At 34.1% G+C, this 26,089-nt stretch carries 21 protein-coding genes; 10 read left to right on the plus strand and 11 right to left on the minus strand.

Annotated elements, in window-relative coordinates:
• The first annotated feature begins 340 nt into the window (after positions 1 to 340).
• Genes OCL94_RS10930 through OCL94_RS10945 form a run of 4 tightly spaced genes read left to right on the plus strand, consistent with a single transcriptional unit; the run spans position 341 to position 3,050 of the window.
• Positions 341 to 874 carry an accessory gene regulator B family protein gene (locus OCL94_RS10930; protein WP_262996958.1) on the plus strand — a complete coding sequence of 178 codons (534 nt, stop codon included), beginning with the start codon at positions 341 to 343 and terminating at the stop codon, positions 872 to 874.
• A complete protein-coding gene (locus OCL94_RS10935) occupies positions 864 to 1,004 on the plus strand; it encodes a hypothetical protein (RefSeq protein WP_262996959.1) in 141 nt (46 codons plus the stop codon). Before OCL94_RS10930 ends, OCL94_RS10935 begins: the two co-directional genes overlap by 11 nt.
• Complete coding sequence (locus OCL94_RS10940) at positions 1,004 to 2,320, plus strand: sensor histidine kinase (RefSeq protein ID WP_262996960.1); 1,317 nt, start codon at positions 1,004 to 1,006, stop codon at positions 2,318 to 2,320. The genes OCL94_RS10935 and OCL94_RS10940 overlap by 1 nt, the downstream gene beginning before the upstream one ends.
• Before the next feature lies 1 nt (position 2,321).
• Complete coding sequence (locus OCL94_RS10945) at positions 2,322 to 3,050, plus strand: LytR/AlgR family response regulator transcription factor (protein WP_262996961.1); 729 nt, start codon at positions 2,322 to 2,324, stop codon at positions 3,048 to 3,050.
• 194 nt (positions 3,051 to 3,244) lie between these two features.
• Here OCL94_RS10945 and OCL94_RS10950 read toward each other — a convergent pair whose 3' ends face one another.
• The 3 genes from OCL94_RS10950 to arcD form a co-directional block, all read right to left on the minus strand.
• A complete protein-coding gene (locus OCL94_RS10950) occupies positions 3,245 to 4,186 on the minus strand; it encodes an ABC transporter permease (protein ID WP_262996962.1) in 942 nt (313 codons plus the stop codon).
• Positions 4,179 to 5,099 carry an ABC transporter ATP-binding protein gene (locus tag OCL94_RS10955; protein ID WP_262996963.1) on the minus strand — a complete coding sequence of 307 codons (921 nt, stop codon included), beginning with the start codon at positions 5,097 to 5,099 and terminating at the stop codon, positions 4,179 to 4,181. Before OCL94_RS10955 ends, OCL94_RS10950 begins: the two co-directional genes overlap by 8 nt.
• A 198-nt stretch (positions 5,100 to 5,297) precedes the next feature.
• Entirely contained in the window at positions 5,298 to 6,716 is a 1,419-nt protein-coding gene (gene arcD, locus OCL94_RS10960) for an arginine-ornithine antiporter (RefSeq protein ID WP_262996964.1), read from the minus strand.
• Positions 6,717 to 7,330: 614 nt separating this feature from the next.
• Here arcD and OCL94_RS10965 point away from each other — a divergent pair.
• Positions 7,331 to 8,473 (plus strand): LPXTG cell wall anchor domain-containing protein, encoded by a 1,143-nt coding sequence (locus OCL94_RS10965; protein ID WP_262996965.1) that lies wholly within the window; start codon positions 7,331 to 7,333, stop codon positions 8,471 to 8,473.
• A 39-nt stretch (positions 8,474 to 8,512) separates the two neighbouring features.
• On the opposite strand, the gene uidA is transcribed toward OCL94_RS10965, so the two are convergent.
• The 8 genes from uidA to OCL94_RS11005 form a co-directional block, all read right to left on the minus strand.
• Positions 8,513 to 10,300, minus strand: coding sequence for a beta-glucuronidase (gene uidA / locus OCL94_RS10970; RefSeq protein WP_262996966.1), 1,788 nt, complete (start codon positions 10,298 to 10,300; stop codon positions 8,513 to 8,515).
• A 17-nt stretch (positions 10,301 to 10,317) separates the two neighbouring features.
• Positions 10,318 to 11,166 carry an SDR family oxidoreductase gene (locus OCL94_RS10975; RefSeq protein ID WP_262996989.1) on the minus strand — a complete coding sequence of 283 codons (849 nt, stop codon included), beginning with the start codon at positions 11,164 to 11,166 and terminating at the stop codon, positions 10,318 to 10,320.
• Complete coding sequence (gene uxuA, locus OCL94_RS10980) at positions 11,163 to 12,218, minus strand: mannonate dehydratase (protein ID WP_262996967.1); 1,056 nt, start codon at positions 12,216 to 12,218, stop codon at positions 11,163 to 11,165. The genes OCL94_RS10975 and uxuA overlap by 4 nt, the downstream gene beginning before the upstream one ends.
• 12 nt (positions 12,219 to 12,230) lie before the next feature.
• Positions 12,231 to 13,628, minus strand: a complete 1,398-nt coding sequence (gene uxaC, locus OCL94_RS10985) for a glucuronate isomerase (RefSeq protein ID WP_262996968.1) — start codon at positions 13,626 to 13,628, stop codon at positions 12,231 to 12,233.
• Positions 13,629 to 13,640: 12 nt separating this feature from the next.
• A complete protein-coding gene (locus OCL94_RS10990) occupies positions 13,641 to 15,056 on the minus strand; it encodes a glycoside-pentoside-hexuronide (GPH):cation symporter (RefSeq protein WP_262996969.1) in 1,416 nt (471 codons plus the stop codon).
• A 16-nt stretch (positions 15,057 to 15,072) separates the two neighbouring features.
• On the minus strand, positions 15,073 to 16,080 hold the full coding sequence (locus OCL94_RS10995; RefSeq protein WP_262996970.1) for a sugar kinase: 1,008 nt from the start codon (positions 16,078 to 16,080) through the stop codon (positions 15,073 to 15,075).
• A gap of 4 nt (positions 16,081 to 16,084) precedes the next feature.
• Complete coding sequence (locus tag OCL94_RS11000; RefSeq protein WP_262996971.1) at positions 16,085 to 16,723, minus strand: bifunctional 2-keto-4-hydroxyglutarate aldolase/2-keto-3-deoxy-6-phosphogluconate aldolase; 639 nt, start codon at positions 16,721 to 16,723, stop codon at positions 16,085 to 16,087.
• Between the two features lie 379 nt (positions 16,724 to 17,102).
• Entirely contained in the window at positions 17,103 to 18,314 is a 1,212-nt protein-coding gene (locus OCL94_RS11005) for an AraC family transcriptional regulator (RefSeq protein WP_262996972.1), read from the minus strand.
• A 56-nt stretch (positions 18,315 to 18,370) separates the two neighbouring features.
• Here OCL94_RS11005 and OCL94_RS11010 point away from each other — a divergent pair, with 56 nt between their 5' ends.
• The 5 genes from OCL94_RS11010 to OCL94_RS11030 all read left to right on the plus strand — a co-directional run bounded on the left by OCL94_RS11010 (position 18,371) and on the right by OCL94_RS11030 (position 25,980).
• Positions 18,371 to 19,216: an HAD hydrolase-like protein gene (locus OCL94_RS11010; RefSeq protein ID WP_262996973.1), complete on the plus strand. Its 846-nt coding sequence runs from the start codon at positions 18,371 to 18,373 to the stop codon at positions 19,214 to 19,216.
• Positions 19,217 to 19,218: 2 nt separating this feature from the next.
• Complete coding sequence (locus OCL94_RS11015; protein WP_262996974.1) at positions 19,219 to 20,943, plus strand: glycoside hydrolase family 3 protein; 1,725 nt, start codon at positions 19,219 to 19,221, stop codon at positions 20,941 to 20,943.
• Between the two features lie 103 nt (positions 20,944 to 21,046).
• Positions 21,047 to 23,272, plus strand: a complete 2,226-nt coding sequence (aryK, locus tag OCL94_RS11020) for a transcriptional regulator AryK (RefSeq protein WP_262996975.1) — start codon at positions 21,047 to 21,049, stop codon at positions 23,270 to 23,272.
• 136 nt (positions 23,273 to 23,408) lie between these two features.
• Positions 23,409 to 24,587, plus strand: a complete 1,179-nt coding sequence (locus tag OCL94_RS11025; RefSeq protein WP_262996976.1) for a M20 family metallopeptidase — start codon at positions 23,409 to 23,411, stop codon at positions 24,585 to 24,587.
• A 1-nt stretch (position 24,588) separates the two neighbouring features.
• Entirely contained in the window at positions 24,589 to 25,980 is a 1,392-nt protein-coding gene (locus OCL94_RS11030; protein WP_262996977.1) for an MFS transporter, read from the plus strand.
• Positions 25,981 to 26,089: the final 109 nt, after the last annotated feature.

Raw genomic sequence — 26,089 nt, forward strand, 5'->3', positions numbered from 1 at the left:
TGATATCCGCTAACATATTAAATTCCTCCTTTCAAAATAATCATTTTTAATTAAGAGAATTTTGCAACTGTGTCAATGATAAACGTGATAACTTTAATAATACCTTGGATAATTTCAAGAATCATTTTCTGTTCCTCCTTCGTATCGTTAACTTACTTATATTATAAAAAACGATGAAATATTATAGTTTTATACTGCATAATATACTGAAATTTATTCTCAAATGCGTTATTTGTAAAATATTTGATGGCACTTAGGAAGAAAAATCATACAAATTCGAATGATTTATTATTTAATACGCAATAAAATCTTAAAATACTTATATGAGGAGATGGAATAAATGTTATCGCGAAAACCTTACAATCCTTTGTCTGAAATCGATCGTTTAAAATTTAAACGTGGTTTACAAGTGATTCGTAAAAATCTATTTATTTCATTTACGATTTATTTTACAAGCTTTTGTCTGAACATATTATTACAAGTTTTTGTTGTCCACTGTTGTTATTTTATGATTCGCTATTTCAGCTTTGGAGCACATATAAAAAATTTCTATTTATGTATGTTGCAAAGCTTAGTGACTTTCGTAATCATACCGTATTGTTTATTACATATGGTAGCTTCCATCAACTTCACCATACCTGGTATGATTGCAGCAATTTTAATTATAGTGTTGGGACCACAACCAACAAAGGCGCAGCCTATTCACCACTATATGATGACTGCCCTTCATATTAAAACTGCAATCATCACGTTAGTGTTATTAAGTACTGCATTACTGATTGATGCACCATACAGTATGCTGATACATTATGGTATAATTACACAAAGCATCACGTTATTAATTACTTATATGAGGAGGAAATATGATGCATAATTTCATTCAGGCCATTATTAACTTTATTATTTTTATTGGAGACAAGAGTATTGTAAGAAGTTGTTATTTTTATTTCAACGAAGATGAGTTAGACAGCAGACTATTTGAAGATAAAAGAATGCCTCACTAATGACTGATTTTACGCCATTAGAATCCATATTTTTTATTGCTTTTCAATGTATATGTTTTAGTATTGCTGCTGCAATGATTGGTAATTTTAAATATAAGAAACAAGATGTGATTCAACTCATCTTATTATTTTTCATACCGGCAATCATATTATTTTTCATTTTTAAATCATTAGCGATTATATATTTTATCGTTTACTACATGTTTTTCCACCGCCATCAATCATGGATATTTAACGGATTAGTTGTACTTGTTACGATATTTATCGCAGTAATTAGTGACCATGTCGCGGCATTGGTCACTATCTTTCTTTTTGGTGAAAAGTTTTTTTATCATGATGATTACATCTTATATTTTATTACCTTTCTATGTTTAATGATGCTGTTGCCTTGGCTCGTCAGAAAGTTATATGACTATATTAAAGACTTTCAAATCCTTTATACAGATAAGAAATTCATTAATCTCCTTGTCAGTTATCTCGCAATATCTATCTTTTTGATATATATTACACGACCTGATCACGCGCTTAATAAATCGGATTATATTACTTTTGTATCAATTTATATTGCATATTTTGTGATCAGTTTTATCATGATTATTTTACTCGCACGTGCATTTTATCAAAAGCTCTTACTTAATATAAAAAATAAAGAGAATCGCGATTATTTTGAGTACACGAAAGAACTTGAACAAACCAATACTGCGATGCGCAAGTTTAAGCATGATTATGTTAATATATTAACAACAATGTCTGGATACATTTATGAAGATGATATGGAAGGTTTAAGAAATTATTTCGATCAGTACATCGTTCCGTTAAAAGAGAACATTGATTATCAGCAATATCAACTGTTTGGTATGGATAAAGTGAATATCGTACCTTTAAAAGGTTTGTTAACCACTAAGATTATAGCTACACAAGAAGGTAAAATTACTTTAAAGATTGATATTGCAGATGAAATTAATGAAGATGATATTCAAATGGATATTATTGATTATTGTAGAATGATGGGGATTGTTTGGGATAATGCGATTGAAGCGTCTGAGGAAGTAGAGAATAGTGAAATTCAAGCTGCATTAATGAAGACGAAAGAAAGCTTAATCTTCGTCATTTCGAATACGTGCAATCAGTCGATGCCTTCTATCGCTGAACTGTATCAAGAGAATTATTCATCTAAGAGCGGTGAAAGAGGATTAGGTCTTTCTAATTTAAACGAAATTTCAAAAAAATATTCAAATGTATTTTTGGATACCTCTATTCAAGCGCATACTTTCATCCAGAAAATTGAGATATTATTTAGCTATGAGGAGCCGTAAAATGAATATTTATATATGTGAAGATTCAATAGAACAACTCAATCATGTAAAGCAGGTTATTTCTAATTACATCATGATTGAACAATTGGATATGACATTAGCACTTGCAACGACTGATCCATATGAATTGCTGGATAAAGTGAATGCATCGAACGATATAGGTATTTATTTTTTAGATATTGATTTATCTTCAGATATTAATGGTGTGCAGTTGGCACAAAAAATTCGTGAAAAAGACGCACTCGGTCATATCATATTTATTACGAGCCATAGTGAACTCACATATCTTACATTTAAATATAAAGTTTCGGCACTGGATTTTATTATTAAAGATGATTTAGCAATGCTGGATCATAGTATTAGAGAATGTATTGATGTATGTCAAAGACGTTTAAGTGCAATTATTGAACGTGATAAAATAGAAAAGCTGGAAATTAAATCTGGAAGTCAGCAACTATTCATTAATTATGATGATATTATTTTCTTTGAATCTTCACCCAATCCACACCGCATTATTTTACATTTAAAGAATCGACGATTGGAGTTCTACGGGAACTTAAAAGAATATGATGATCTTGATGCGCGTTTCTTTAGATGCCATCAATCGTATATTATCAATATAGAACATATTACTTCGATTGATAAAAAAAATCGTCTCGTCCACTTTAACAATGGCGAGACGTGCTATATATCATCACGAAAGATTAATAAATTACCGACAAGGGAGTGAGACAGTAGTCTTGCTCTTTTTTATGGGGAATAGCATTAAACAAGGGCTGAACGCAAGTTCGACAGCCTTAAACGGCATTTTCAATGCAGGTCCTCGTCAAATTTCACCTTTCCTTTCGAAATCAAAGAGCGATTTCTTGAGATTGCTTCCAATTTGTTCGGACCTAAGCGCATTGAAAATAGCCTCTCTCCCATTTAATTCACATCTCTTTTCACAAACGCTACCCAAGCTAATATTAAAAATATTACTATATAAACTGCTGTTACTGTTGCAGAGAATGAAAACGTCATATCATCTCTAAATGGTCCTATAAAATGAAAATAACGTGATAAATCAGAGTTAGTGAATAATAAATATTTCGACCATTCATATTGTGTAATAAACGCTGATACGGTAGAACCCAGGAACATAATAAACATACTCAACCCTATTGCTAAACCGTTATTTCTTAATATACTAGATACCATGAAACCAAATGTTCCGAGTGAAATAACATGGATTAACTTTAATCCATAAATAAGAAATGTTTCATTCCATAACGTGTTCTTTGCAAAGTGATCCGGTCGTTCAAACACTAATTCTGGATTAATACTTGTGCTTCCAAAGAAGATTAAGCCAACAATATAAGTAATTGCCAGCAATATCACCATCATAATACCACTAAACAGTATCATCGCGATATATTTAGATATGAGTATCACTGTACGGGAAACTGGTCGAATCAACAGTTGCTTAATCGTCCCATATGTAAACTCATTCGCAATACTACCACCTGCAACAACAATCGTAATTAGACTGATCAATGCTGTCAGAAAGGCATTATCAATCAAGAAATCTCCTGCCTGATAATGATTGGGTTTCAAATGATGTTTTAAATAGTAATTGTTCTTTTCAATTCTATGTTTCACGTGAACGGGGTTCGCCTTTTTATCTGCAGCGAGCTTTTTGTTCTGTTCAACGAGCTGCTTTTCCCAATCTTTTGTGTACGTTGTCTTCGTATCAATCACTTTACTTGATTGCGTTAACATTGCCACACCTACAACCGAAACGAGCACCACAAGAACGATGGACCAGATCATTTTTTTAGCGAATATTTTCTTAAGTTCATTACCTACTAAACGATATAATTTAAGCATTACTGTCACCACCAATCATTTCAAAGAAACGCGCTTCCAGATTTACTTTCTCTCTATAAAAAGCATACATTGCAATTTGTGCTTGTGATAGCGCATGAATCATTTCAGGCACTTTCACTTCAGGTAATTTAATATGTAGTGCGTCATCGACGATTGAAGTATGTTCTACATAATCTAGTTGTATTAATAATTGCTGTGCTTTGTCTAACGGTGTCGCTTTCAATATGAATTGATATTGTTCTACCGAAGTGGCATCGTTAACATCTTGTATCGTTACAAGTTGTCCATCTTTAATCACACAAATACGGTCGCACATCATTTCAATTTCTCCAAGTAAATGAGATGAAACGATGACTGCCACGCCTTCTTTTTCTGCTAAATTTCTAATATAATGCCTAATTTCCTTAATCCCTGCAGGATCCAGTCCATTTGTAGGTTCATCGAGAATTAACACAGAAGGTCGATGTAATATTGAAACTGCAATACCTAGTCTTTGACGCATCCCAAGAGAATATTGTCTTACTTTCATATGAATCGCATCTGTCAAACCAACAAGTGCTACAACCTCATCTATGCGTTCTTTCGAAACGTTATCATTCATCTTAGCGAAGTGAACTAAATTGTCGTACCCTGAAAGAAATGGATAGAGTTCTGGGTTTTCAACAATCGCACCGACTTCCTTTATCACTTTCTTGAAATCTTTCTTAATATCATGTCCATTTATGTATATCGAGCCACTCGACACTTTATTAAGTCCGACGATCATACGTATAGTCGATGTCTTGCCGGCACCATTTGGCCCTAGAAATCCAAATACTTCTCCAGCGTTCACTGAAAAGCTTAAATCTTTAATAATATGCGCTTTCCCTTTGTATTTATTAACATTCTCTAGTCTCAATACTTCTCTCGACATAAGAATCCCTCACTATATAATAGATTATTATATAAGTATGACAAAGTTCGACGCTTTTTAGTGACAATCATTCATATTTGTGACGATATATTTCATATTCGCAACATAAAAAACAGGATAGCACATGGCTATCCTGATTCTTGTTCATTTCATTAATACTTTATTAATACATAGTTTTATAATTTAAGTGTGTAAAATTTAAAAACTTTCAATATTACCCGTTACAATAAAGTAGGCGCCAATTAATGTGAAGATTCCTAACACTACAAAGACAGCTTTATCAACACCTGTCACACTTCTATTATGTGTTTGTTGTACACGACGATACACAAAAATCCCTGGGAAGAATAACATCATCGTTAATAATAAATATTCCATCCCCGCCGCAAATATTAACCAGACACTATAAACCGAAGCAATTGCACCAATAACCTTCTGAGTAATTGATAATTGATGCTGCACACTATACTTTAACTGATAAAATGCACTAAAGGCATACGGTAATAATACAGCCGATGAAGCTAAACTGAATGCAAACTTATATGCTTTATCTGTGAATAACAGCGTGATAAAGAATGCCTGAATAATTAAGAACGTTACAAGCATTGCATTCACTGGTGCATTATTTCGATTATCTCGCCCAAACCATTCTGGGAAGATATCATCTTTCGCTGCTAAGTTCGGCACTTCCGCTGATAATAAAGACCATCCTAACCATGCACCAATAACTGAAATCATTAAACCAATATTGATGAAATGTGCCCCCCAAGGTCCTACGATATGTGCCATAACTGCTGCCATCGATGGATTGCTTAAGTCAGCAATTTTATTTTGAATAATAACCCCTTGAGCTAATAAAGTAATCAAAATATATATAATTAATACACTCACTAAACCAATAATCGTTGCTTTCCCAACATCGCTTCTCTTCTTTGCACGACTTGAGAATACAACCGCACCTTCTACACCTAAGAACGCCCATACTGTTACCATCATTGTGCTTTTAACTTGCGTCATCGTATCGAAGAAATTAAATGACTTCTGAGCATTCCCTGTCATACCATAAAAGCCTGTCATAAATGTATCAAAGTTGAAGACGACAATCATTGTAATGATAAAGACGAAGATTGGAATGAGCTTTGCAATTGTAACGACCATATTTACAAATGCCGCATTCTTAACACCTCTCGAAATTAATACAAATACACTCCACAATAAAATTGATGCAAGAATAATACTCGGAACATTATGACCACCTTTAAACATCGGTATAAATGTACCAAGCGCAGTCATTAATAATGTACCGTATGCAACGTTACCAAGTAACGTGCTAAACCAGTATCCCCAAGCAGCATTGAAACCCATATAATCTCCAAATCCAGCTTTAGCATAACTATAAATTCCACCGTGTAAATCTGGTCTTACTCTTGTTAAGTTTTGAAGACTTAAACCTAATGTAATCATACCAATTCCGGTAATAATCCATCCAATAATTATTGAAAGTCCGCCAGAATGCGCACCCATATCACTGATTAAGTTGAATGCACCGCCACCAATCATTGATCCTACTACCATTGCAACGAGTGCAAATAAACTTAATTTTTTATCGTTTCCCACGAACTCTCACTCCGCTACTTTATTTTATATTTTTATACCCTTTTTAAACACCTAATATTTATAATAGTCAAAAAATTATCATATAACAAGCATATTTTTTAAAACGCTTACAAAGACAATAAAATTTAATTAAAAAAGACTTACGCAATTATTCACGCGTAAGTCTCGCTAAATTTTCAACTGCGATATAATCAATTTTCGTGTTAGAAAATGTTGATGTTTTAATGCGCCCAATTTAAATTCTGGATACATCATACCTACCTTTGAATAGAAATTATGCGTGAAGTTGAATTACCAGAAAATCTCATTCGTATGGCCGTTCAATATATGGAATCATAAATTATCGGTACATGGTCAGAAGTAAAAGAGCAGTTAGACGCAATTGCTGAAGAATTACAAAACGAAGAAGTTATCATTACTTCTACACAACTTGAATTTGATTCACGTGTGGATTTCTATAAACAACCGCATATAAACTATACTGGTATAAAAACAACCTCTTTATAAAAAGGTGCAAAAACAAAATAAATACATTTTATAAAGCAATAAAAGAGAGATTTATGATACAATAATGATGCTAATATTACTATATTAAAATATAATAGGAGGCTACTATGACGAAACGTATTATGCCTTGGACCATCCCTGTTACCAGCGTTTTTATCTCTTTTTTTGTATCTATACCTGTAGTGCATGCGGGAGAATTATCTCAAAAATTAGAATCGCAACATGACAAAATAAATAATGTGATTGATACGCATCAATCAAACATTAAACAACATGTTAATGATGTTGAAAATAAAATTGAAGTTGCAAAAGAAGCCGTAGATTTAAATCATCAACAAATAGAACAACATGTCAATACTCTTAAGCATGATGTTACCAACGTTCATAACAAATTAAAAGAACAACATGACACAGTAACAAAGGATGTCAATGATGTTCATAATACATTAAAAGAACATCACAACCATGTTCATCAAACAGCTGAGACAATAAAAAAAGACATCGAAGAATACAAATCTGCAAAATCAACTGTAAAGCATGAACTTGATGGTAAATTAAAAGAAAAACAACAACATTTAAATGATATTATTAACCAAAAAGATAGGGTATCAATCCATACTGAACATTTGCCTAACATCGATATTAACAAGCGCTGGTTTAATGAAAAATACAAACATGCTGCCGATGTATTGTTTCAACAATTTGAAGAAAAAGTAATTGATCATTTACAATTCGAGCAAAAACTCATTCAATTAGTGACTGCTCAGCTTGAAGATTATATTAACGTGCATGAAAATCGATTTAAATTATTAGATTTAATAGATAGTGGGTTTAATCTTTCGACACTTTCTGATAAAAATAAATCACTGATTGAACATCTACAACACTTGCACGAGATTAATCAAATTTCAGATAATGCATTGAATACACGCGCATTAGAAATTATAAAGCATGATTTAAAAGAAAAAGGTGATTTATTAGAGCGTATCAACAATGAAATTGCTAATCACAATGATACTTCAGATTTGGACTTAAGTAGTGGATTCGCAGATACTTTTACTGATCGTTTCAATGATGTGCCTGTAACTAAACCGACAACAGTAAATAACAACAGCTTAAATAAAACAAATCATTCACCTGCTTTACCTGATTCAGGCGAGAAACAAAATAAACCACTTATCATTGCTGGTGGAATCATTTTATTATTAGGACTTCTTATGGTTATCCGTTCTAAGAAAAATAGAAAATAATGAAAATAATCCCCTCGATTTTCGCGGGGATTATTTTCATTATTTATTTTTATAGTTGAAGTTAGGAATCTTTTGCCAACGTTCTCTAAAATAATGTGCTACTGCTTTCGGTTTTCTATCACGCGTGAAGATACCTTTTTTATTACCTTGTACACGAATGTATCCATTACCTGTTTCAAAATCAGCAAAGTTCCACGCCTGTTCACCAACAAAATGAGGATATTGATCTACAATTTCATGATTTGCCTTATAATAATTCACTTGATATTCTTCAGTAAACATAATATCGTCGATCGCATGGTAACCTGGAATTGTGTCTGCTCCATATTCAGTAAACATGATTGGTTTACCTGGCTGACGCTTCGTCCATTCGTCCATTTCATGTTTCAATGCAACTTTCGCCGCTTCTAAATCACCTGACTGTGTATACCATCCGTAGTAGCGATTCAGACAAAGTACATCAACTAAGTCTTGAACTTCACATACTTCTGGTTGTGCCATAAGTATCGTTACAATCGTTACTGGACGACGTTGTGGATCAAGCTCTTTAGCTAAATTAACAAATGGTTCAAAATATTCACGGGCACCTTTTTCATTCGAAGCTGGTTCATTTGCTACTGACCACATAACTACAGATGGATGGTTCTTATCACGCGCAATCAGTTCACGAATGACTTGTTCATGTGCGGCATGTGTTTGAATTCTTTCCCACGTATTACCCGTTGATGCGCCGCCTAAAGATACTAAGAAATTCAAATGAACGCCGACAGCTGTTGTTTCATCGATAACAACAATCCCTTGTCTATCTGCTAAGCGCATCATTTCTTCAGAATACGGATAATGTGCAGTTCTAAATGAGTTAGCCCCTATCCAGTTCATTAAATTGAAGTCCATTACATTCGCTACTTCATTAAATCCTCTGCCATGAAGATAAGTGTCTTCATGTTTTCCGAATCCTTTAAAATAAAATGGTTTATTATTAATCAGAAACTGACCGTCTTTTACTTCAACCGTTCGAATACCAAACGGTTCTAAATATTCATCAACAATCTCTTCTTCATTCAGTAATGTTACTCTTAACTGATACATATAACCTTCTAAAGGTTCCCATAGATGTGCTTGAGGAACAGTTATTTGTCCAACTAAACCAGTTGAACTTGCTACAATATTATTATCTTCATCAATCACTTCAACTTTTGTTTCATGTGAATCATTATTCGATATTATTTCATAATTTACAATACCATCTTGTCCATTAATATTAGGAACAATAGTGATATCTTCTATATATGTTTTTGGTGTTGTATAGATTTTAACCGGACGATGAAGCCCTGCATAATTAAAGAAGTCAAAGTTCGGACTATTTTTCTTTTTCGTCAAACCATTCTCAGATATTTCTTCATAATTGCCAACCGGTAGTGTTGTATGATCTAATATATTATTCACTGCCACAGTAAGGCGGTGTTTACCTACTTGTAACTCAGTAATATCAACCTCGAACGGCAGGAATCCACCTTTATGTCGAACCACTTCTTTTCCATCAATATATACAATAGCTTCATGTGTCGCAGAACCAAATCTTAATACTTTACGCTCATCTTTAAGTAACTTAGATACAATAAAATCTCTTTCATACCAAACTGTACCCACATGATTTCTGATTTCTGAAATAACACCCTGATCATTATAAGAGGCAGGTACAGCCATCACTTGATTTGTGCTTAACGGTTGAGATGGATCAATCACTGCTTCTTTTTCTAATTGAAATGACCAAATACCGTTTAAATCTACAATATTTCTTGTTGTCGTTTGAATTGGATATAACACACTTATACCTCCTATTCTTATACTCCTGAATATGCGTGGAATCCACCGTCTACAGGTAATACAACCCCGTTCACAAAGCTTGATGCTTGTTTAGATACTAAGAATAATAAAGCACCGATTAATTCTTCTGGTTCACCGAAACGATTCATAGGTGTTGCTGCTAAGATTTTTTCAGTACGTGGTGTATTTGTTCCATCTTCATTTTTAAGTAATGCTCTGTTTTGATCTGTTAATAAGAATCCAGGTGCAATGGCATTTACACGTACATTTGTGTTTGCTAAATACACGCTTAACCATTCAGTGAAGTTACTTACTGCTGATTTCGCACCACTGTATGCTGGAATTTTAGTTAGCGGTGTAAATGCGTTCATTGATGAGATATTAATGATTGTTGCATCTTCTAAACCAACCATATCTTGACCAAATACTTGTGACGGTAAGAATGTACCTAAGAAGTTTAAGTCGAACACAAAGCCTACACCTTTTTCATCAAGGTCAAAGAATGATTTCATTTTTGATTTCGTGCTTTCAGCTGTGTAATATTCATCATCTGTTGTTGCAGATGGGTGATTCCCACCTGCACCATTGATTAAAATGTCTACTTTGTCATATTTTTCATTGATTTCTTTTCTAGCTGCTTCTAATTGCGCTTTATCTGTAACACTTGCGACAACTGATAATGCCTCTCCGCCTGCTGCTTTAATTTCTTCTGCTAACTTTTCTGCTGGTTCTGCACTTATGCCTAAAATGACAACATTTGCACCGCATTCAGCTAATGCACGTGACATATATGAACCAATCACACCTGCACCACCAGTAACAACAGCTGTTTTACCTTTTAAGTCCACTTGAAATGGTAACATTATTTTTCCCCTCCGTTACTTTTCTTCACTGCTTCGTATAAACCGTTTAAATAAGTTGCACCTAATGCACGATCATATAAGCCGTAACCAGGTTTACCTGTTTCACCCCAAATCATGCGGCCGTGGTCCGGACGAATTGGTCCCTCGTAACCAAAGCTATGCATTGCTTTTACAACTTCATACATATCGATTGAGCCCGCTTCTGATAAGTGTGCTGATTCTTGGAATGATTTATCGCCCACTAACTTCACATTACGTGCATGTACGAAGTTAACTCTGCCTTTTTTACCGAAGTATTCAAGCATTTCCGGGAAATTATTGTTTCTATCTGCACCTAATGATCCTGAACACATTGTTAAACCGTTGTATTTTGAATCATATAGGTTAATAAAGCGTTCTAAGTTTTCTTTATTTGTAATGATACGTGGTAAACCAAAGATGTTCCAAGGTGGATCATCCGGATGGATCGCCATCAGAACATCTTCATCGGCTGCAACTGGAATAATTTTTTTAATGAAGTATTCAAGGTTTTCCCATAATTTTTCTTCGTCTACTTGTTTGTAATCATCGAATAAAGATTGTAAATCTTCTTTTGTATAACTTGAATCCCAACCTGGTAATGCTAATTCACCACTTAATGGGTCCATTTTCGCAATATCATTTTCATCGTAAATTAATGCTGTTGAACCATCTGGTAATTCATAGTCTAATTTTGAACGTGTCCAGTCAAAAATTGGCATAAAGTTATAACATACAACTTTAATCCCTGCTTTACCTAAGTTACGTAATGTTTCACAGTAGTTCTCGATGTATTTGTCTCTTGTTGGTTTACCTAATTTAATATCTTCATGCACAGGTACAGATTCAATGACTGAAAGTTCTAAACCTGCTGCTTCGATTGTTGATTTTAAGTCGTTAATTTTTTCTAATGGCCAAACTTCTCCAACTGGAATATCATAAATTGCTGATACGATACCTTTCATACCAGGAATCTGGCGAATGTATTCTAATGAGATCGGGTCATCTTTCCCGTACCATCTAAATGTCATTTTCATAACGAGTTCCTCCTAAATTAATTTAAAGTAGTTATACGCATTGTTATAACTTATATTTTTAATCATTCTTTCTAATAAAGCATCGTCATTTGGGACTTCACCTAATTCAACGAGTTGTCCGATATGTGTACATAAAATGCGTCTGAAATAGTCATGTCTTGAGTAAGATAAGAAACTTCTTGAATCTGTTAACATACCGACAAAATGCATGAGCATTCCTTGATCTGATAAAGATGCCATTTGATTTAACATGCCGCGTTTTGTATCGTTGAACCACCATCCAGCACCGTGCTGAACTTTACTTTTCACACCAGGTGCTTGGAAGTTGGCGATCGTTGTTGTGACGATATCGTTATAAATTGGATTTAAGTTATACAATATTGTCTTAGGTAATTTATCTTCAGTTGCTAACATATTTAAGATGTTATTTAAATGATAAGCAACATTGCTTTGATCGTTGATTGAATCATATCCTGTATCTCTTCCTAAAGCTTTGAATTGACGTGTATTGTTGTTACGAATCGCACCGAAGTGAATTTGCATTGTCCAGTCAAGTTCATGATATTTTGTTCCTAAATTAAACAATAAGTAAGTTTGGAATTGACCCATTTCTTGATGTGAGATACTTTCGTTGTTTAGTGCTTTTTTGAAAATTGCTTGAATCGCTTCTTCTGAATAAGTCTGATAGTTCAATTCACCAATGCCATGGTCAGCAAGCTTTGAACCTTTACTATGGAAGTAGTCAATTCTTTTGTGTAATGCTTCAATGAATGCATCAGCCGTTGTAATTTGGTGTGTGATTGCTTCTAAACTTTCAACAAATACTTTGAATGATGATTCTTGAATATTAAATGCATCATCTGGACGAAATGCTGGCAATACTGCTGCTGATAATGCTTGTGCTTTAATTGCATCATGTTCTTCTAAATGATCTAACGGGCCATCTGTTGTACAAATTAATTTAACGTTAGATTGTTGAATCAACGATTGTGTTGTCACATGATTGTCTTTTAAATATTGATTTGCTTGATGATAAATGGCTTCCGCATTTTCTTTAGTAAGTAATTCATCGATGCCGAAGTACATTTTTAATTCTAATTGTGACCAATGGTAAAGTGGATTACCGATTGCATTCTCTAATGTTTCAGCCCATTTGATAAACTTTTCAAGCGGTGCTGCGTTTCCTGTGATAAATTGTTCATCAATACCTTGTGCACGCATTGCACGCCATTTGTAATGGTCGCCACCTAACCAAAGTTCTGTAATGTTATCAAAGTGATGATTATCTCGGATTAACTTTGGATCTAAATGACAGTGGTAATCATAAATCGGCATGTCTTTTGCATAATCATGATATAAATGCTTTGCTGTTTCATTTTGTAACATGAAATCTTTATGAATAAAGCTCATGTAATTCCCTCCTTAATGTAATTCGTCTCGAAGTGCAAGTTCGCTTACAATTTGTTTATGACGTTTATCTGTTAAACGGTATAAGCATAAGAACAATACTAATGCGACTAAGCTTAAACCTGCTGGTAATAAGAAATACAGTGTTTTTAAACCTTGTAATGTACCTTCTGCTTGAGCAACGTTCGGTTTGTATCCGATCATTGTTAACATCACACCTGGAATAAATCCAGCTAACGCTTGTGATACTTTACGAGTAAAGCTGTAACTTGAGTAAATAATACCTTCAGTTCTCACACCTGATTTCCATTGACCGTATTCAACAACGTCAGCGATAAATGCCCAAGTTACTGTGTTTGGAATCACTAAGAAGAATGCTGAACAGCCGTTTAAGATTAAGAATAATGTCACGTTGTCACCTGAGAATAAGTAGTTCAATACTTCAAATGTAACGAAACCACCTAAACCGATTAACGCTGTTGTTTTCTTACCGAATACTTTACTTAATTTTGTTGTTAAAAATAATGCTGGAATTAATACTGCAAAGTTCACTAAACTTACGATACCAACCAATGTTTCTTTACCTAATAAGTATTGGAAGTAATACAATTGTGTTGATTGTTTTAAAAACATTGCTGTAATCGTTAATAATGTGTATGTTGCAAGTACTGCGAATGGTCCATTTTTCACTAAGTTGATAAATGCTTTCTTACCAACGCCATGTTCACCTTCAACTTTTTGTCTGACGACGACGTGACGCTCTTTAACACCACGTACACATAATAAGTGGAAGATGACACCTGTTGCTGAAAGTGCACCAACAACAACTGGGAACCCAATTGCAGGATTATCAAAATGTTTCACTAAAGGAATTAACAATATACCTGTAACAAAAAGTGCTGACTGTGATCCGAAGTTACGGAATACTGATAATTGTGTACGGTCATCTGCGTTAAATGTCATTGATGCAGATAATGAACCGTAAGGAATATTAACGAATGAATACGCTACGTTAAAAATTAAATATGTTGCAAATGCCCAAATGACTTTACCAGTATCGCTAAAGTCTGGTGATAAGAATGAAATCGTTGTTAATATTGCAAGTGGTACTGTACCGTATAAAATAAATGGTCTAAATTTACCGAATTTACCAATTTTCGTTCTTGAGTCGACAAATGTACCAACACCTGTATCTACGAAGGCATCGAATATTTTTGCGACTAAGAAGATGATACCGCCGTATGCTGCTGAAATGCCTAAAACGTCAGTGTAAAACTTTAATAAGAAGATCATCCCTAAATCGAACATTAAGCCATTTCCGAAGTCACCAAATCCATAAGATAACTTCTCCATAAACTTTAATTTCGGTTCTTGAATATGATCAAAACTACTTTCTTTTCTTTCTTTAATTGCATCTAGGGTTTTTGCCATAATGAAAACCTCTTTCTCATCGATTAATTTCTTTATTGTTGTTTGAAATAGATCGAATTGTCTCTGGATGAATAAATTGATAATCTCCTCGAACAGTATGTTTGTAAATCATATTATTGATACCAAAATCAATGGTAGCTTGTAGGTCACTTTCACAAATCAGCTGATAAATCACACCAGCTGTGAATGCATCTCCAGTGCCAACTCGATCTAATATTTTTGTATCGTAACTTTTTGTTTCTAATATTTTATTGCCATCTGATATAAATCCTTGTAAGCGGTTACTTGAACTGTTAAAAATTTTTCTTTGGGTGTAAGCAATGTACTTCACATCATACGTTTCATGAATTTTTTTAAGAATCGGTTGCAATGTTTCTGGTGATTCAAATCTTGATAAATTGTCTTTTATTTCTTGACCATATGCATTGAGTAGCGTTACGGGTTCATATCCAAACAGAACATCAACATATGGCAAAAGTTTTGACATTTTCATTCTTGCATGATGAAAGTCCCATAAACTTGCACGATAGTTTAAGTCACAACTCACTGTAACGCCACGATTTTTTGCATATTTAAGTATTTTTTGTATCAATTGATAAAGTTGATCATTCACCGCACAACTGATACCTGTAAAGTGAAACCATGTAACGCCTTGGAATGCTTTTTCTAAATCAAAATCTTCTATAGTCAATGTGGAAAATACAGAATGATTTCGATCATATATCACTTTTGAAGGTCTGTATTCAAAACCTTCTTCAACAAAGTAACTACCAATTCGACCTTCTTTTTGGATGATTTCTGATGTATTGACATCATATTTTTTTAATTTTCGAATGGCTTTCTCACCGAAATCATTGTTAGGTAAACCGGTCATAAAGGATGTCTGTAAACCAAAGCCTGAAAGCATGATGGCAACATTGGCTTCAGCACCTCCAAAACTGATATTCAGTTGATTGGTTTCTCTTAACAATTGATGATCAGGTGCAGTTAAGCGCATCATGATTTCTCCGAAGGTTAAAAACATATCATCACCCTTTTATTTTTTCGTATTGTGCTACAAATCGTTTTGTATTTTCAATAATGATTTCATCTTTTCCGTCTTTTGCATCTTTTTGTAATGCACTACCAATGCCAATAGCAAATGCGCCATTGTTGTACCATTCATGCATATTCTCAATAGATACACCACCTGATGGCATCAGTTCTACTTGAGGGATTGGTCCGTGCACATCTTTAATAAATGAAGCACCTAATAAGTTACCTGGGAATAATTTCACAACGTCTGCTCCTGTTTTTAATGCTTGTACAATTTCAGTCACAGAACCACAACCAGGTAAATAAGGAATCGCATTTAAGTTACAAATGGTTGCAATCTCTTTATCAAAATGAGGTGAAACGATATATTTCGCACCACTTTGAATCGCGATACTTGCTGTTGTTGTATCCATTACCGTACCAGCGCCAATTAATAAACGCTGATCTTCTTTTTGATTGAAATATTGAATCACTGAAGCGGCATTAGGTGTTGTAAAAGTAATTTCAATATTATAAATGCCACCTTTAATGATTTGTTCTATCATATCGATCGCATCTTGTTCACTTTTACCTCTGATGACCGCTACAAGATAATTTTGATGAAGTTGATTCAATATCGACATCTTTTTCATTCGTGTTCCTCCTTTTTGTTTTTTGTCTCCCAACTCAACCTCATTATAAAATTTACAAAGAATTCTTCAATTCTATTTTAAAAAGTTTGTGAAATACGATTTTTTTATCCCATAAAAAAGAAAAAAGATTAGTTATGAAAACGCTTTAACAACGCCATTCATAGCTAACCTTAATATTTTTAATGGTTATTTAGTTTGTGAAATAAAATGAGTATATTCATTAAAAAAACGGTTTATTTTCATTAGTTTTTATAAAAATATTAAACTTTTTTGAAAAATATTATACATAATTGCTGAGTTTGTGAAAAAACGAACAAATATTTTTGATATTTCGTTGTTTACAAAATTTTGTTTGTCTATAATCAAGGTGTGATAAGGCTTACATTTTTCCAATTTGTTTTTTAAATTGGAGTGGCGTCTGACCTGTGTATGTCTTAAAACACTTTGAAAAATAGCTCTGACTTTTGAATCCTACATATGAATAGACATCTGATAAAGGCATTGCAGTACGCTCTAAAAGTTCAATCGACTTCTTAATACGCATATGGTTGATGTAATCTGTTAAAGATTGCTTCGTTTCTGTATTGAATACTTTAGATAAATAAGTCTTAGATACTTTTGCGTAATCTGCCAACTCCTGCAATGTTAAAGATTTATCAAGGTTAAGTTCAATGTATTGGATGACTTTCGTTACTATCGGCGAATGATCAAGTGCATGTGCGCGATTAGCAAGTTCTGTATATTCCAGGACAAGCGCTTTTGCAATATCATCCATTTGCGATGCATCGATGGTATCATCAATCTTTCTAGCGTATCTTGCAGAAATTTCATCTATTACGAGCACATTAGCACCTGCTTTTTCTAGTGCTTTTCTCGAAAGTACATTTAAGATATTTGTCTTATAGCGTGCATTATTAATATCATTTTTTGCACGTTTGAGTCCTGAAACTAATAATTGTATTTCAGCGAGTAATTGATAAGCCATTTCAATGTCTCCCTTTTCAATGGCGATCAATAACTGATTTTCAATATTATATCGGTGCTCTACAAGAGATAATTCATATTCATATTGATACTTTTGGTGAGAAGTTTCTTCAATAACTCTATGAAATTTAAACGCAATTGCTTCAATATCAAATAATTGCTTCTTGCCAGTTATAAACTTAGTGGCTAATCTGCATAAAGTTAACGCTTTTTTATACTGGCAAAGCGGTATTTGTAATAAATATTGTTTTAGACTTAACAGCTTAGAAATATGTAAATTTGATGCTAGCAACATTTCATGACACATTTTTTCGCTTGGACGACTTTCAAGAAAAGGCCCGATGATGATGATGGATTGCTCAGATTTATGTTTAAACATTAAATATTGGACATCAAAATGATTTTTATAATGATAAATCACTTGTGGACGCATCTCCTGGACAAATGTTTCAACATTTTCCTGGTACTGCTTTGATCTTGTATTGGTAAACGGCGTCGATAAACTGCGCTTTAACTTATTCATTTGATTCAGTTTAATTTCCTTCAGCTGAATACCTGCCAAATGAATAGCGTTTTCCTGCATGATTGAAACAGCATCGTACTTCATTTGATTTCACCTCACATCTATTGTACATGAATTTAAAATTGAAAGGATATGTAAATATGATTACTCAACTTAAAGACTATCAGCCTAAACATCCCTATCTCGTTTGTGTGGATTCTGATGGCTGTGCAATTGATACGATGAATATTAAGCACATAGAAGTATTCGGTCCAATGATTGTTAAAGAATGGGGATTAGAACAAAACGAATCAGATATTCTTTCACGTTGGAATGCATTTAATTTATATGAAATTACACGCGGAATCAACCGCTTCAAAGGTTTAGAAAAAATGTTAACTGAACTTACAAAAGCCGGCATAACAATTGAAGGTTATGAAGCAATTAAACAATGGACGGACACAACAAATGAATTCTCAAATGAAAGTTTAATAAGAGAAATTGACAAGTATCCACAAGCAATCGGATTACAAAAAGCTCTGAACTGGTCAAATGAAGTGAATACACGTATCAAAGCTTTACCTGATGCAACAATCTTTGGCAACGTTAAAGAAACACTAGCATATATCTCTAAATTTGCTGACATAGCAATTGTATCATCAGCTAACCTTGCAGCTGTACAACATGAATGGGAAATTAATGGTTTAACGCGTTATTTAACAGGTATGTTTGCTCAAGATGCTGGCACAAAAGTACATTGTTTAAACACTTTAAATAAACATTATGAAACAAAGCACATCATCATGCTTGGTGATGCACTCGGTGATTATGAAGCAGCACATCAAAATGATATCTTCTTCTACCCTATACTTGCTAATCATGAAGGTGAATCATGGTATGCATTTCAAACAACATATTTCGAGCGATTTATGAATAACGATTTAAATAACGAAGATCAAACAAACTTACTTGACCAATTCAAATCAAACTTAAATGGAGGACAATAATCATGGCATTAGTAGACTTAAAAGCAAAACCATATCATTTAAACGATAATCAAATCCAGTGGGTAGAACAAACATTAGCTGATTTAACAGACGAAGAAAAAATTGGACAATTATTCTTTAACTTATTCATGTTAAACGGTAAAGATTACAACAATACCAATCTAACTAATCAAGATATTCTTAAACAATATCATATCGGTGGTGCGCGCTATGAAGGCGGGACTAAAGAAGATGTCCAAAAATTATTAAATGAATTACAACAACATAGTAAAGTGCCTGTCCTTGTTGCGGCGAACTGTGACTCTGGTGGTAATGGTGCATGTAAAGATGGTACGTATATTGCAAGTGCAGCGCAATGTGAAGCAGCACAAAATACACGCGTTGCATATAATGCAGGATTAGTCGCTGCACGTGAATCAAGTGCACTTGGTGTTCATATTAACTTTGATCCTTGTGTAGATATCTTAAAGAATTGGCGTAACACAATCGTTAATACACGTGCATATGGTACAAACGCAGAAACAGTAATTAAATATACTAATGCGTATATCGATGGCTTTAACGCAGAACGCGATATGATTACATGTATTAAACATTTCCCGGGTGATGGCACAGAAGAACGCGACCAACACTTAGTGCTAGGTGTGAATGAGTTAAGTGTAGAAGAATGGAATAATAGTTTCCGTAAAGTATATGAGAATCATATTGAACGTGGCGTTCAAATGATGATGGCCGGTCATATTGCATTACCTGAATATCAAAAGCAAATCAATCCTAATTTAAAAGATAAAGATATACTGCCTGCAACTTTATCGAAAGAACTCATTACTGATTTATTAAAAGATCAACTTAACTTTAATGGTCTAGTTGTAACAGATGCCTCTCATATGCTTGGAATGACTGCAGCAATGCGCCGTGAGGATTATGTACCCCTTGCGATTGCCGCAGGTTGTGACATGTTTTTATTCTTTAATGATCTTGAAGAAGACTTCAATTTTATGTTAAACGGTTATAAAAATGGCGTGATTACTGAAGAACGTTTAAATGATGCAGTAAGACGTATTTTAGGATTAAAAGCACAACTTAATCTGCACGTAAGACAAGCAGAAGGTACTCTTCTGATGCCAGAATCAGCTTTAGATATTATCGGTCAACAAGAACATTTAGAGATGCAAAAAGAAGCGGCTGATTTAGGTATTACGCTCGTTAAAAATACGTTAGATGAATTACCAATCACGCCAGAAAAGCACAAACGTATTCGATTATATATGATTGAAAACAGTGAAAAAGACGGCATTTATCAGTCAGATAGTAAAGTAACTCAAAATATCATTACTGAGTTAGAATCACGTGGCTTTGAAGTGACATTGAATGATGGCTCTACACGTGTTAAAGGGAAAACATTAGATTATCGTAAAGACGTAGATGCAGCAATTGTTATTGCAAATATTGTAGGCTATGCAGCTCAAAACAACTATCGTATTCAGTGGTCTACAGCAATGAGTAATGAAATTCCTTGGTTCGTGTATGAGGTACCAACTGTATTCGCATCACTAAACTTCACAACGCACTTGCACGATGCAACGATGGTAAAAGCGTATATTAACGCATATCATTCAAATCCAACGACGATTAAATCATTAGTAGATAAAATTACTGGAGTAAGTGAATTCAAAGGTGTACCAAATGAGAATGTCTGGACAGATAAATGGCAGGCAAAATTGTAAAAATATGAATCTAAAAATGAAGGCTCAAGACAACGTTTTTTATGTCTTGAGTCTTTTATGTTATTTATTGATATAATAATCTAAAAAAAGAATGAGTGATGATATGAAACATTATCAAATACGATTTAACCAACATACCGACAATGCTTTAACAAAGACGAAAGGTCTCTCTTTTCTTTTTGTATTAAATGGCACTTTAGAATGTAGTATTAATAAACAACATCATCATATCAACAGTGGTGACATCATTTTATTAAATCATGACGATACATTATTAATCAATCATATTAGTGGTAATTATATGCAGTTTGATATTTCACCACAGTTATTAGATAACGTTATCGATAATCCAGCTGCGTTTGATTTACAGCCGAATCACAATACCGTACCCATAATTAAAAATGCATTAGCGAAAATAGGAATTGTTTATTTAAGAAAAAGTCAGTACTACAAATTATTTATCGAACAAGAAATCATGTCACTATTAATGTTACTCATTAAGTATGTACCGAAAAAACAACAAGATATGCGCTTTACATCTGATCATGATGTGCGCCTGGAACGTGTATGCCGATTTATTGAAAGGCATTACGCTCAACCAATTACGTTACAAGACATGGCTGATTTCGTTGAACTTTCACCTGCTTACTTATCTAAATTATTTACGAGAAAGATGAATATGGGTTTCAACCAATTCGTTAACGACGTCCGCTTAGAACATGTCATGCAAGACTTAATTCACACGGATGATACAATGATTGACATTGCACTCCAAAATGGATTCACCAATGCAGCATTGCTGTCTAGAACATTTAAGAAACAAACAGGCATTTCTCCAAGTGAATATCGAAAGCAACATCAACAGCCAGTAACACGTATAACAACTCATAACATTTCTAAGCGTGAATTAATCATTCGCTTATCTCCATTTGTCATCAATGATGAGCGACAATTCATTGAAACACCTGAAATCGGAAGAAATATCGATATTACATTCTCCAATAATCATGATATGATTCATCAATTCAATCATATTATTCAAATTGGAGATATGGATGCCCTTCTCTCCGAACAAGTACAGCAACAATTAATAACGTGTCAGAAAGAAATCGGAATAACACATGTGCTGGTCAAAGATGTGATTGAAAGTCCGAATTTAATTTCAGAAGAAGTTTCTACAGATGAACGTATCTCAAATTTACAGCGATATAATAAAGTCGATGCCTGTCTTGATTTCTTAACACGTCACAATATAGGATTGATACTTACGATAAATCCTATTCAAGATGATGAAACATATATTAAACATCTTTCAGATTTCTTAAAGCATGTCACAATGCGTATGGATGCGCATGAAGATATTAACATTAAGCTATATGTCAAATATTTAAATATGAAACGCTACAAGCAAATTATTCAACGTGTTTCTATATTTATACCCAACATAAAAGTATTGATCCATTTAAATGTCGATGCGCCTGGAGATACGATGGACATGATTCAGTACGATGAACATATTGAACAAGTAGTATTTGATGCCAATCAAAATGATATTATCAATTACGAAGCTACAGATGATGCTGTATTCGAGCATGCAAAACATCATATTGTAGACAAGACGAAGAAAGTCCAAGCATTTTTAGCGCACCATCGCATCCAGAAGTCTTTAGTACTCTTGAACTGGAATACATTAACCGGAGATACACATTTAACAAATGGAGAATACTTCAGAGGTGGCATAATATTTGAACAGTTTCTTCAACTAAACAAAATGATTGGTACAATCGGTTATTGGCTCAATTATGATTTACACACGCATCATGCGATCAATGAGAAAGAATATATGAATAGCATCGAGTTGTTCCATCAATATAACGGCAAACGTCCAGCATTCTTTACGAGTCATCTCTTTAAAAAATTACTACCCAATATTTTATACCATTTCGAAAATTGTATTGTTGTGGGTGCACCGCATCACTTCCAGATCATTGTATATGATGTAGAACATTTCAATCCGTATCTTACATTAAATACAGTACTCCCTTTCCTTGATAATAAGGAAGTCACACTTAAAGTGAATGACTTATTATCAGGGACATATCGTATTAAACATTACACTCTTGATAAAGAACACGGGGCACTTTATCAAGTATGGCAGTCATACAACACACAAAGTGGTATTGATGCAGAATCAATTGAATATATCAATCGCGTTTCGTATCCGGAATTACGTGTCAGTGATCAAACAGTCCAAAAAGATTTTGAATATAATCTTAAACTGTTAACGAATGCGATACACTTAATTGATGTGAAACGCTATATCGAATAGGACAAAAATAGTTTATCTATTTTTGTCCTATTCTTATTTTATAATAAAAAAAACTTGAATTGACAACAAAAATAGCATAAATAGAAAATATATATTCATTCATATCACCTACAATAAAGACAAGTAGATGAAGAACATGAATAAACAATTAATCGAAGCTTTAACAAACAAAGAAGAGAAAATGATTGAGATCAGACGTTACTTACATCAACATCCAGAATTATCATTCCAGGAAGAGAAAACAGCACAGTACATTGCAGATTTCTACAAAGACAAAGACGTACAGGTAGAAACAAACATCGGTGAACGCGGTATAAAAGTAACTATCGATTCACAAAAACCAGGTAAAACTTTAGCCATTCGTGCTGACTTTGATGCGTTACCTATCGAAGAAGCAACAGGATTACCCTTCGCTTCCCAAAATAAAGGTGTGATGCATGCTTGTGGACATGATGCACATACAGCTTATATGTTAGCCCTCGCTGAAACTTTAGCAGAAATGAAAGATAGCTTTACAGGTAAAGTTATCGTCATTCATCAACCTGCCGAAGAAGTACCTCCAGGTGGTGCTAAAGGTATGATCGAGGCTGGCGTACTTGAAGGCGTTGATAATGTGTTAGGTGTACATGTGATGAGTACGATGGAAACTGGCAAAGTTTATTACAGACCTGGATTTGTTCAAACAGGACGTGCATTCTTCAAATTAACAGTGCACGGTAAAGGTGGCCATGGTTCTTCACCACATATGGCCAACGATGCAATTGTTGCAGGAAGCACTTTTGTAACTGCTGTACAAACAGTTGTATCAAGACGATTAAACCCATTTGAAACGGGGGTTGTGACAATCGGATCTTTTGATGGCAAAGGACAATTCAATGTTATTAAAGATAGTGTTGTCATCGAAGGTGATGTTCGTGGTCTAACAGACGCAACAAAGCAAACAATCGAGAAAGAAATTAAACGTATTACTGCAGGATTAGAAACAATGTTCGGTGTCACTTGTGAGTTAGAATACAACGATGATTACCCAGCGTTATACAATGATCCTGAATTTACAAATTACGTAGCAGAAACTTTAACGAAAGCAGACTTAGGTTTCGGTGTCGAAATGTGTGAAGCACAACCACCATCAGAAGACTTTGCTTATTATGCCAAAGAAAGACCAAGCGCATTTATTTATACAGGCGCAATGCCTGAAGATGGCGAAGTTTACCCACACCATCATCCAAAATTCAATATTAGTGAAAAATCATTATTAATCTCGGCAAAAGCAGTTGGAACAGTCGTATTAGATTATTTGAAAGGAGAACAATAAGATGGAAACTACTCAAAACTATAAAGGTGGCAATAAATTAATACTCGGCATTGTGCTTGGTGTTATTACATTCTGGTTGTTTGCACAATCACTTGTTAACGTTGTACCCCCATTACAAAAAAGCTTTAACGCAGATATGGGTACTATTAGTATCGCTGTATCAATTACTGCACTATTCTCTGGTATGTTCGTAGTTGGTGCTGGTGGATTAGCTGACAAAATTGGACGCGTAAAAATGACGAATATCGGTCTTATATTAAGTATTGTAGGATCTGCTTTAATTATCGCAACAAACTTTCCAGTGTTATTAATTTTAGGACGTGTCATTCAAGGATTCTCAGCTGCATGTATTATGCCGTCTACACTTGCAATTATGAAAGCATACTATGAAGGTGCAGAACGACAACGTGCGTTAAGTTACTGGTCAATCGGTTCTTGGGGCGGAAGCGGTGTTTGTTCATTATTTGGTGGCGCAGTGGCAACAGCATTCGGTTGGAGATGGATCTTTATCATCTCAATTATCGTAGCGATTCTTGCAATGATATTAATTAAAGGAACGCCAGAATCAAAATCAGAAGTAACAAATACATCTAAATTTGATGTGAAAGGATTAATCATTTTAGTAGTGATGTTACTGAGCTTAAATGTAGTGATTACTAAAGGAGCAGCAATTGGTTATACTTCACCATTATTCTTCGGATTAGTTGCACTCGTATTAGTCGCATTCGTCTTATTCTTAAAAGTAGAACGTGTTGTTAATAATCCATTAATTGACTTTAACTTATTTAGCAACAAACCATATACCGGTGCTACCATCTCTAACTTCTTACTCAACGGAGTGGCTGGGACATTAATCGTAGCGAATACATTTGTACAACAAGGATTAGGTTATACTTCATTACAAGCTGGTTACTTATCCATCACATATTTAGTTATGGTATTACTTATGATTCGTGTTGGTGAGAAAATCCTTCAAAAAATGGGTGCGAAAAAACCGATGTTACTCGGTACACTTATCGTAATAATTGGTGTTGCGTTGATTTCATTAACCTTCTTACCAGAAACAATTTATATCATTAGTTGTGTTATCGGTTACTTATGTTTCGGTCTTGGGTTAGGGTTATACGCTACACCATCAACTGATACTGCCATCTCAAACGCACCTGAAGATAAAGTTGGTGTTGCATCAGGAATTTACAAAATGGCATCTTCACTTGGAGGCGCATTTGGCGTAGCTATTAGCGGTGCAGTTTACGGTGCTGCAGTTGCTTCTTTGGGCGTCTATACTGGTGCAATGATTGCTTTATGGGTTAACGTAGCAATGGGTGTTATCGCATTAATCGCAATATTATATGCAGTGCCAAATGATGATCCAAGAAAAGTACAACAATAATTGTTAAATGAATATAGTCCATTAAATAATTATAAAAATATAATCACCTATTCACTGCTTAATGTGAATGGGTGATTTCTCAATTACCAAGACATATTAATAATATAAA

Origin of the sequence: Macrococcus capreoli, assembly GCF_025628935.1 — a bacterium.
In the GTDB taxonomy this organism is placed as follows: domain Bacteria; phylum Bacillota; class Bacilli; order Staphylococcales; family Staphylococcaceae; genus Macrococcoides; species Macrococcoides capreoli.

Coding starts and splice junctions, on each gene's coding strand:
- OCL94_RS10930 (WP_262996958.1), top strand. CDS start 341: ATGTTATCGCGAAAACCTTACAATCCTTTGTCTGAAATCGATCGTTTA.
- OCL94_RS10935 (WP_262996959.1), top strand. CDS start 864: ATGATGCATAATTTCATTCAGGCCATTATTAACTTTATTATTTTTATT.
- OCL94_RS10940 (WP_262996960.1), top strand. CDS start 1,004: ATGACTGATTTTACGCCATTAGAATCCATATTTTTTATTGCTTTTCAA.
- OCL94_RS10945 (WP_262996961.1), top strand. CDS start 2,322: ATGAATATTTATATATGTGAAGATTCAATAGAACAACTCAATCATGTA.
- OCL94_RS10950 (WP_262996962.1), bottom strand. CDS start 4,186: ATGCTTAAATTATATCGTTTAGTAGGTAATGAACTTAAGAAAATATTC.
- OCL94_RS10955 (WP_262996963.1), bottom strand. CDS start 5,099: ATGTCGAGAGAAGTATTGAGACTAGAGAATGTTAATAAATACAAAGGG.
- OCL94_RS10965 (WP_262996965.1), top strand. CDS start 7,331: ATGACGAAACGTATTATGCCTTGGACCATCCCTGTTACCAGCGTTTTT.
- uxuA (WP_262996967.1), bottom strand. CDS start 12,218: ATGAAAATGACATTTAGATGGTACGGGAAAGATGACCCGATCTCATTA.
- uxaC (WP_262996968.1), bottom strand. CDS start 13,628: ATGAGCTTTATTCATAAAGATTTCATGTTACAAAATGAAACAGCAAAG.
- OCL94_RS10990 (WP_262996969.1), bottom strand. CDS start 15,056: ATGGCAAAAACCCTAGATGCAATTAAAGAAAGAAAAGAAAGTAGTTTT.
- OCL94_RS10995 (WP_262996970.1), bottom strand. CDS start 16,080: ATGTTTTTAACCTTCGGAGAAATCATGATGCGCTTAACTGCACCTGAT.
- OCL94_RS11000 (WP_262996971.1), bottom strand. CDS start 16,723: ATGAAAAAGATGTCGATATTGAATCAACTTCATCAAAATTATCTTGTA.
- OCL94_RS11005 (WP_262996972.1), bottom strand. CDS start 18,314: ATGAAGTACGATGCTGTTTCAATCATGCAGGAAAACGCTATTCATTTG.
- OCL94_RS11010 (WP_262996973.1), top strand. CDS start 18,371: ATGATTACTCAACTTAAAGACTATCAGCCTAAACATCCCTATCTCGTT.
- OCL94_RS11015 (WP_262996974.1), top strand. CDS start 19,219: ATGGCATTAGTAGACTTAAAAGCAAAACCATATCATTTAAACGATAAT.
- aryK (WP_262996975.1), top strand. CDS start 21,047: ATGAAACATTATCAAATACGATTTAACCAACATACCGACAATGCTTTA.
- OCL94_RS11025 (WP_262996976.1), top strand. CDS start 23,409: ATGAATAAACAATTAATCGAAGCTTTAACAAACAAAGAAGAGAAAATG.
- OCL94_RS11030 (WP_262996977.1), top strand. CDS start 24,589: ATGGAAACTACTCAAAACTATAAAGGTGGCAATAAATTAATACTCGGC.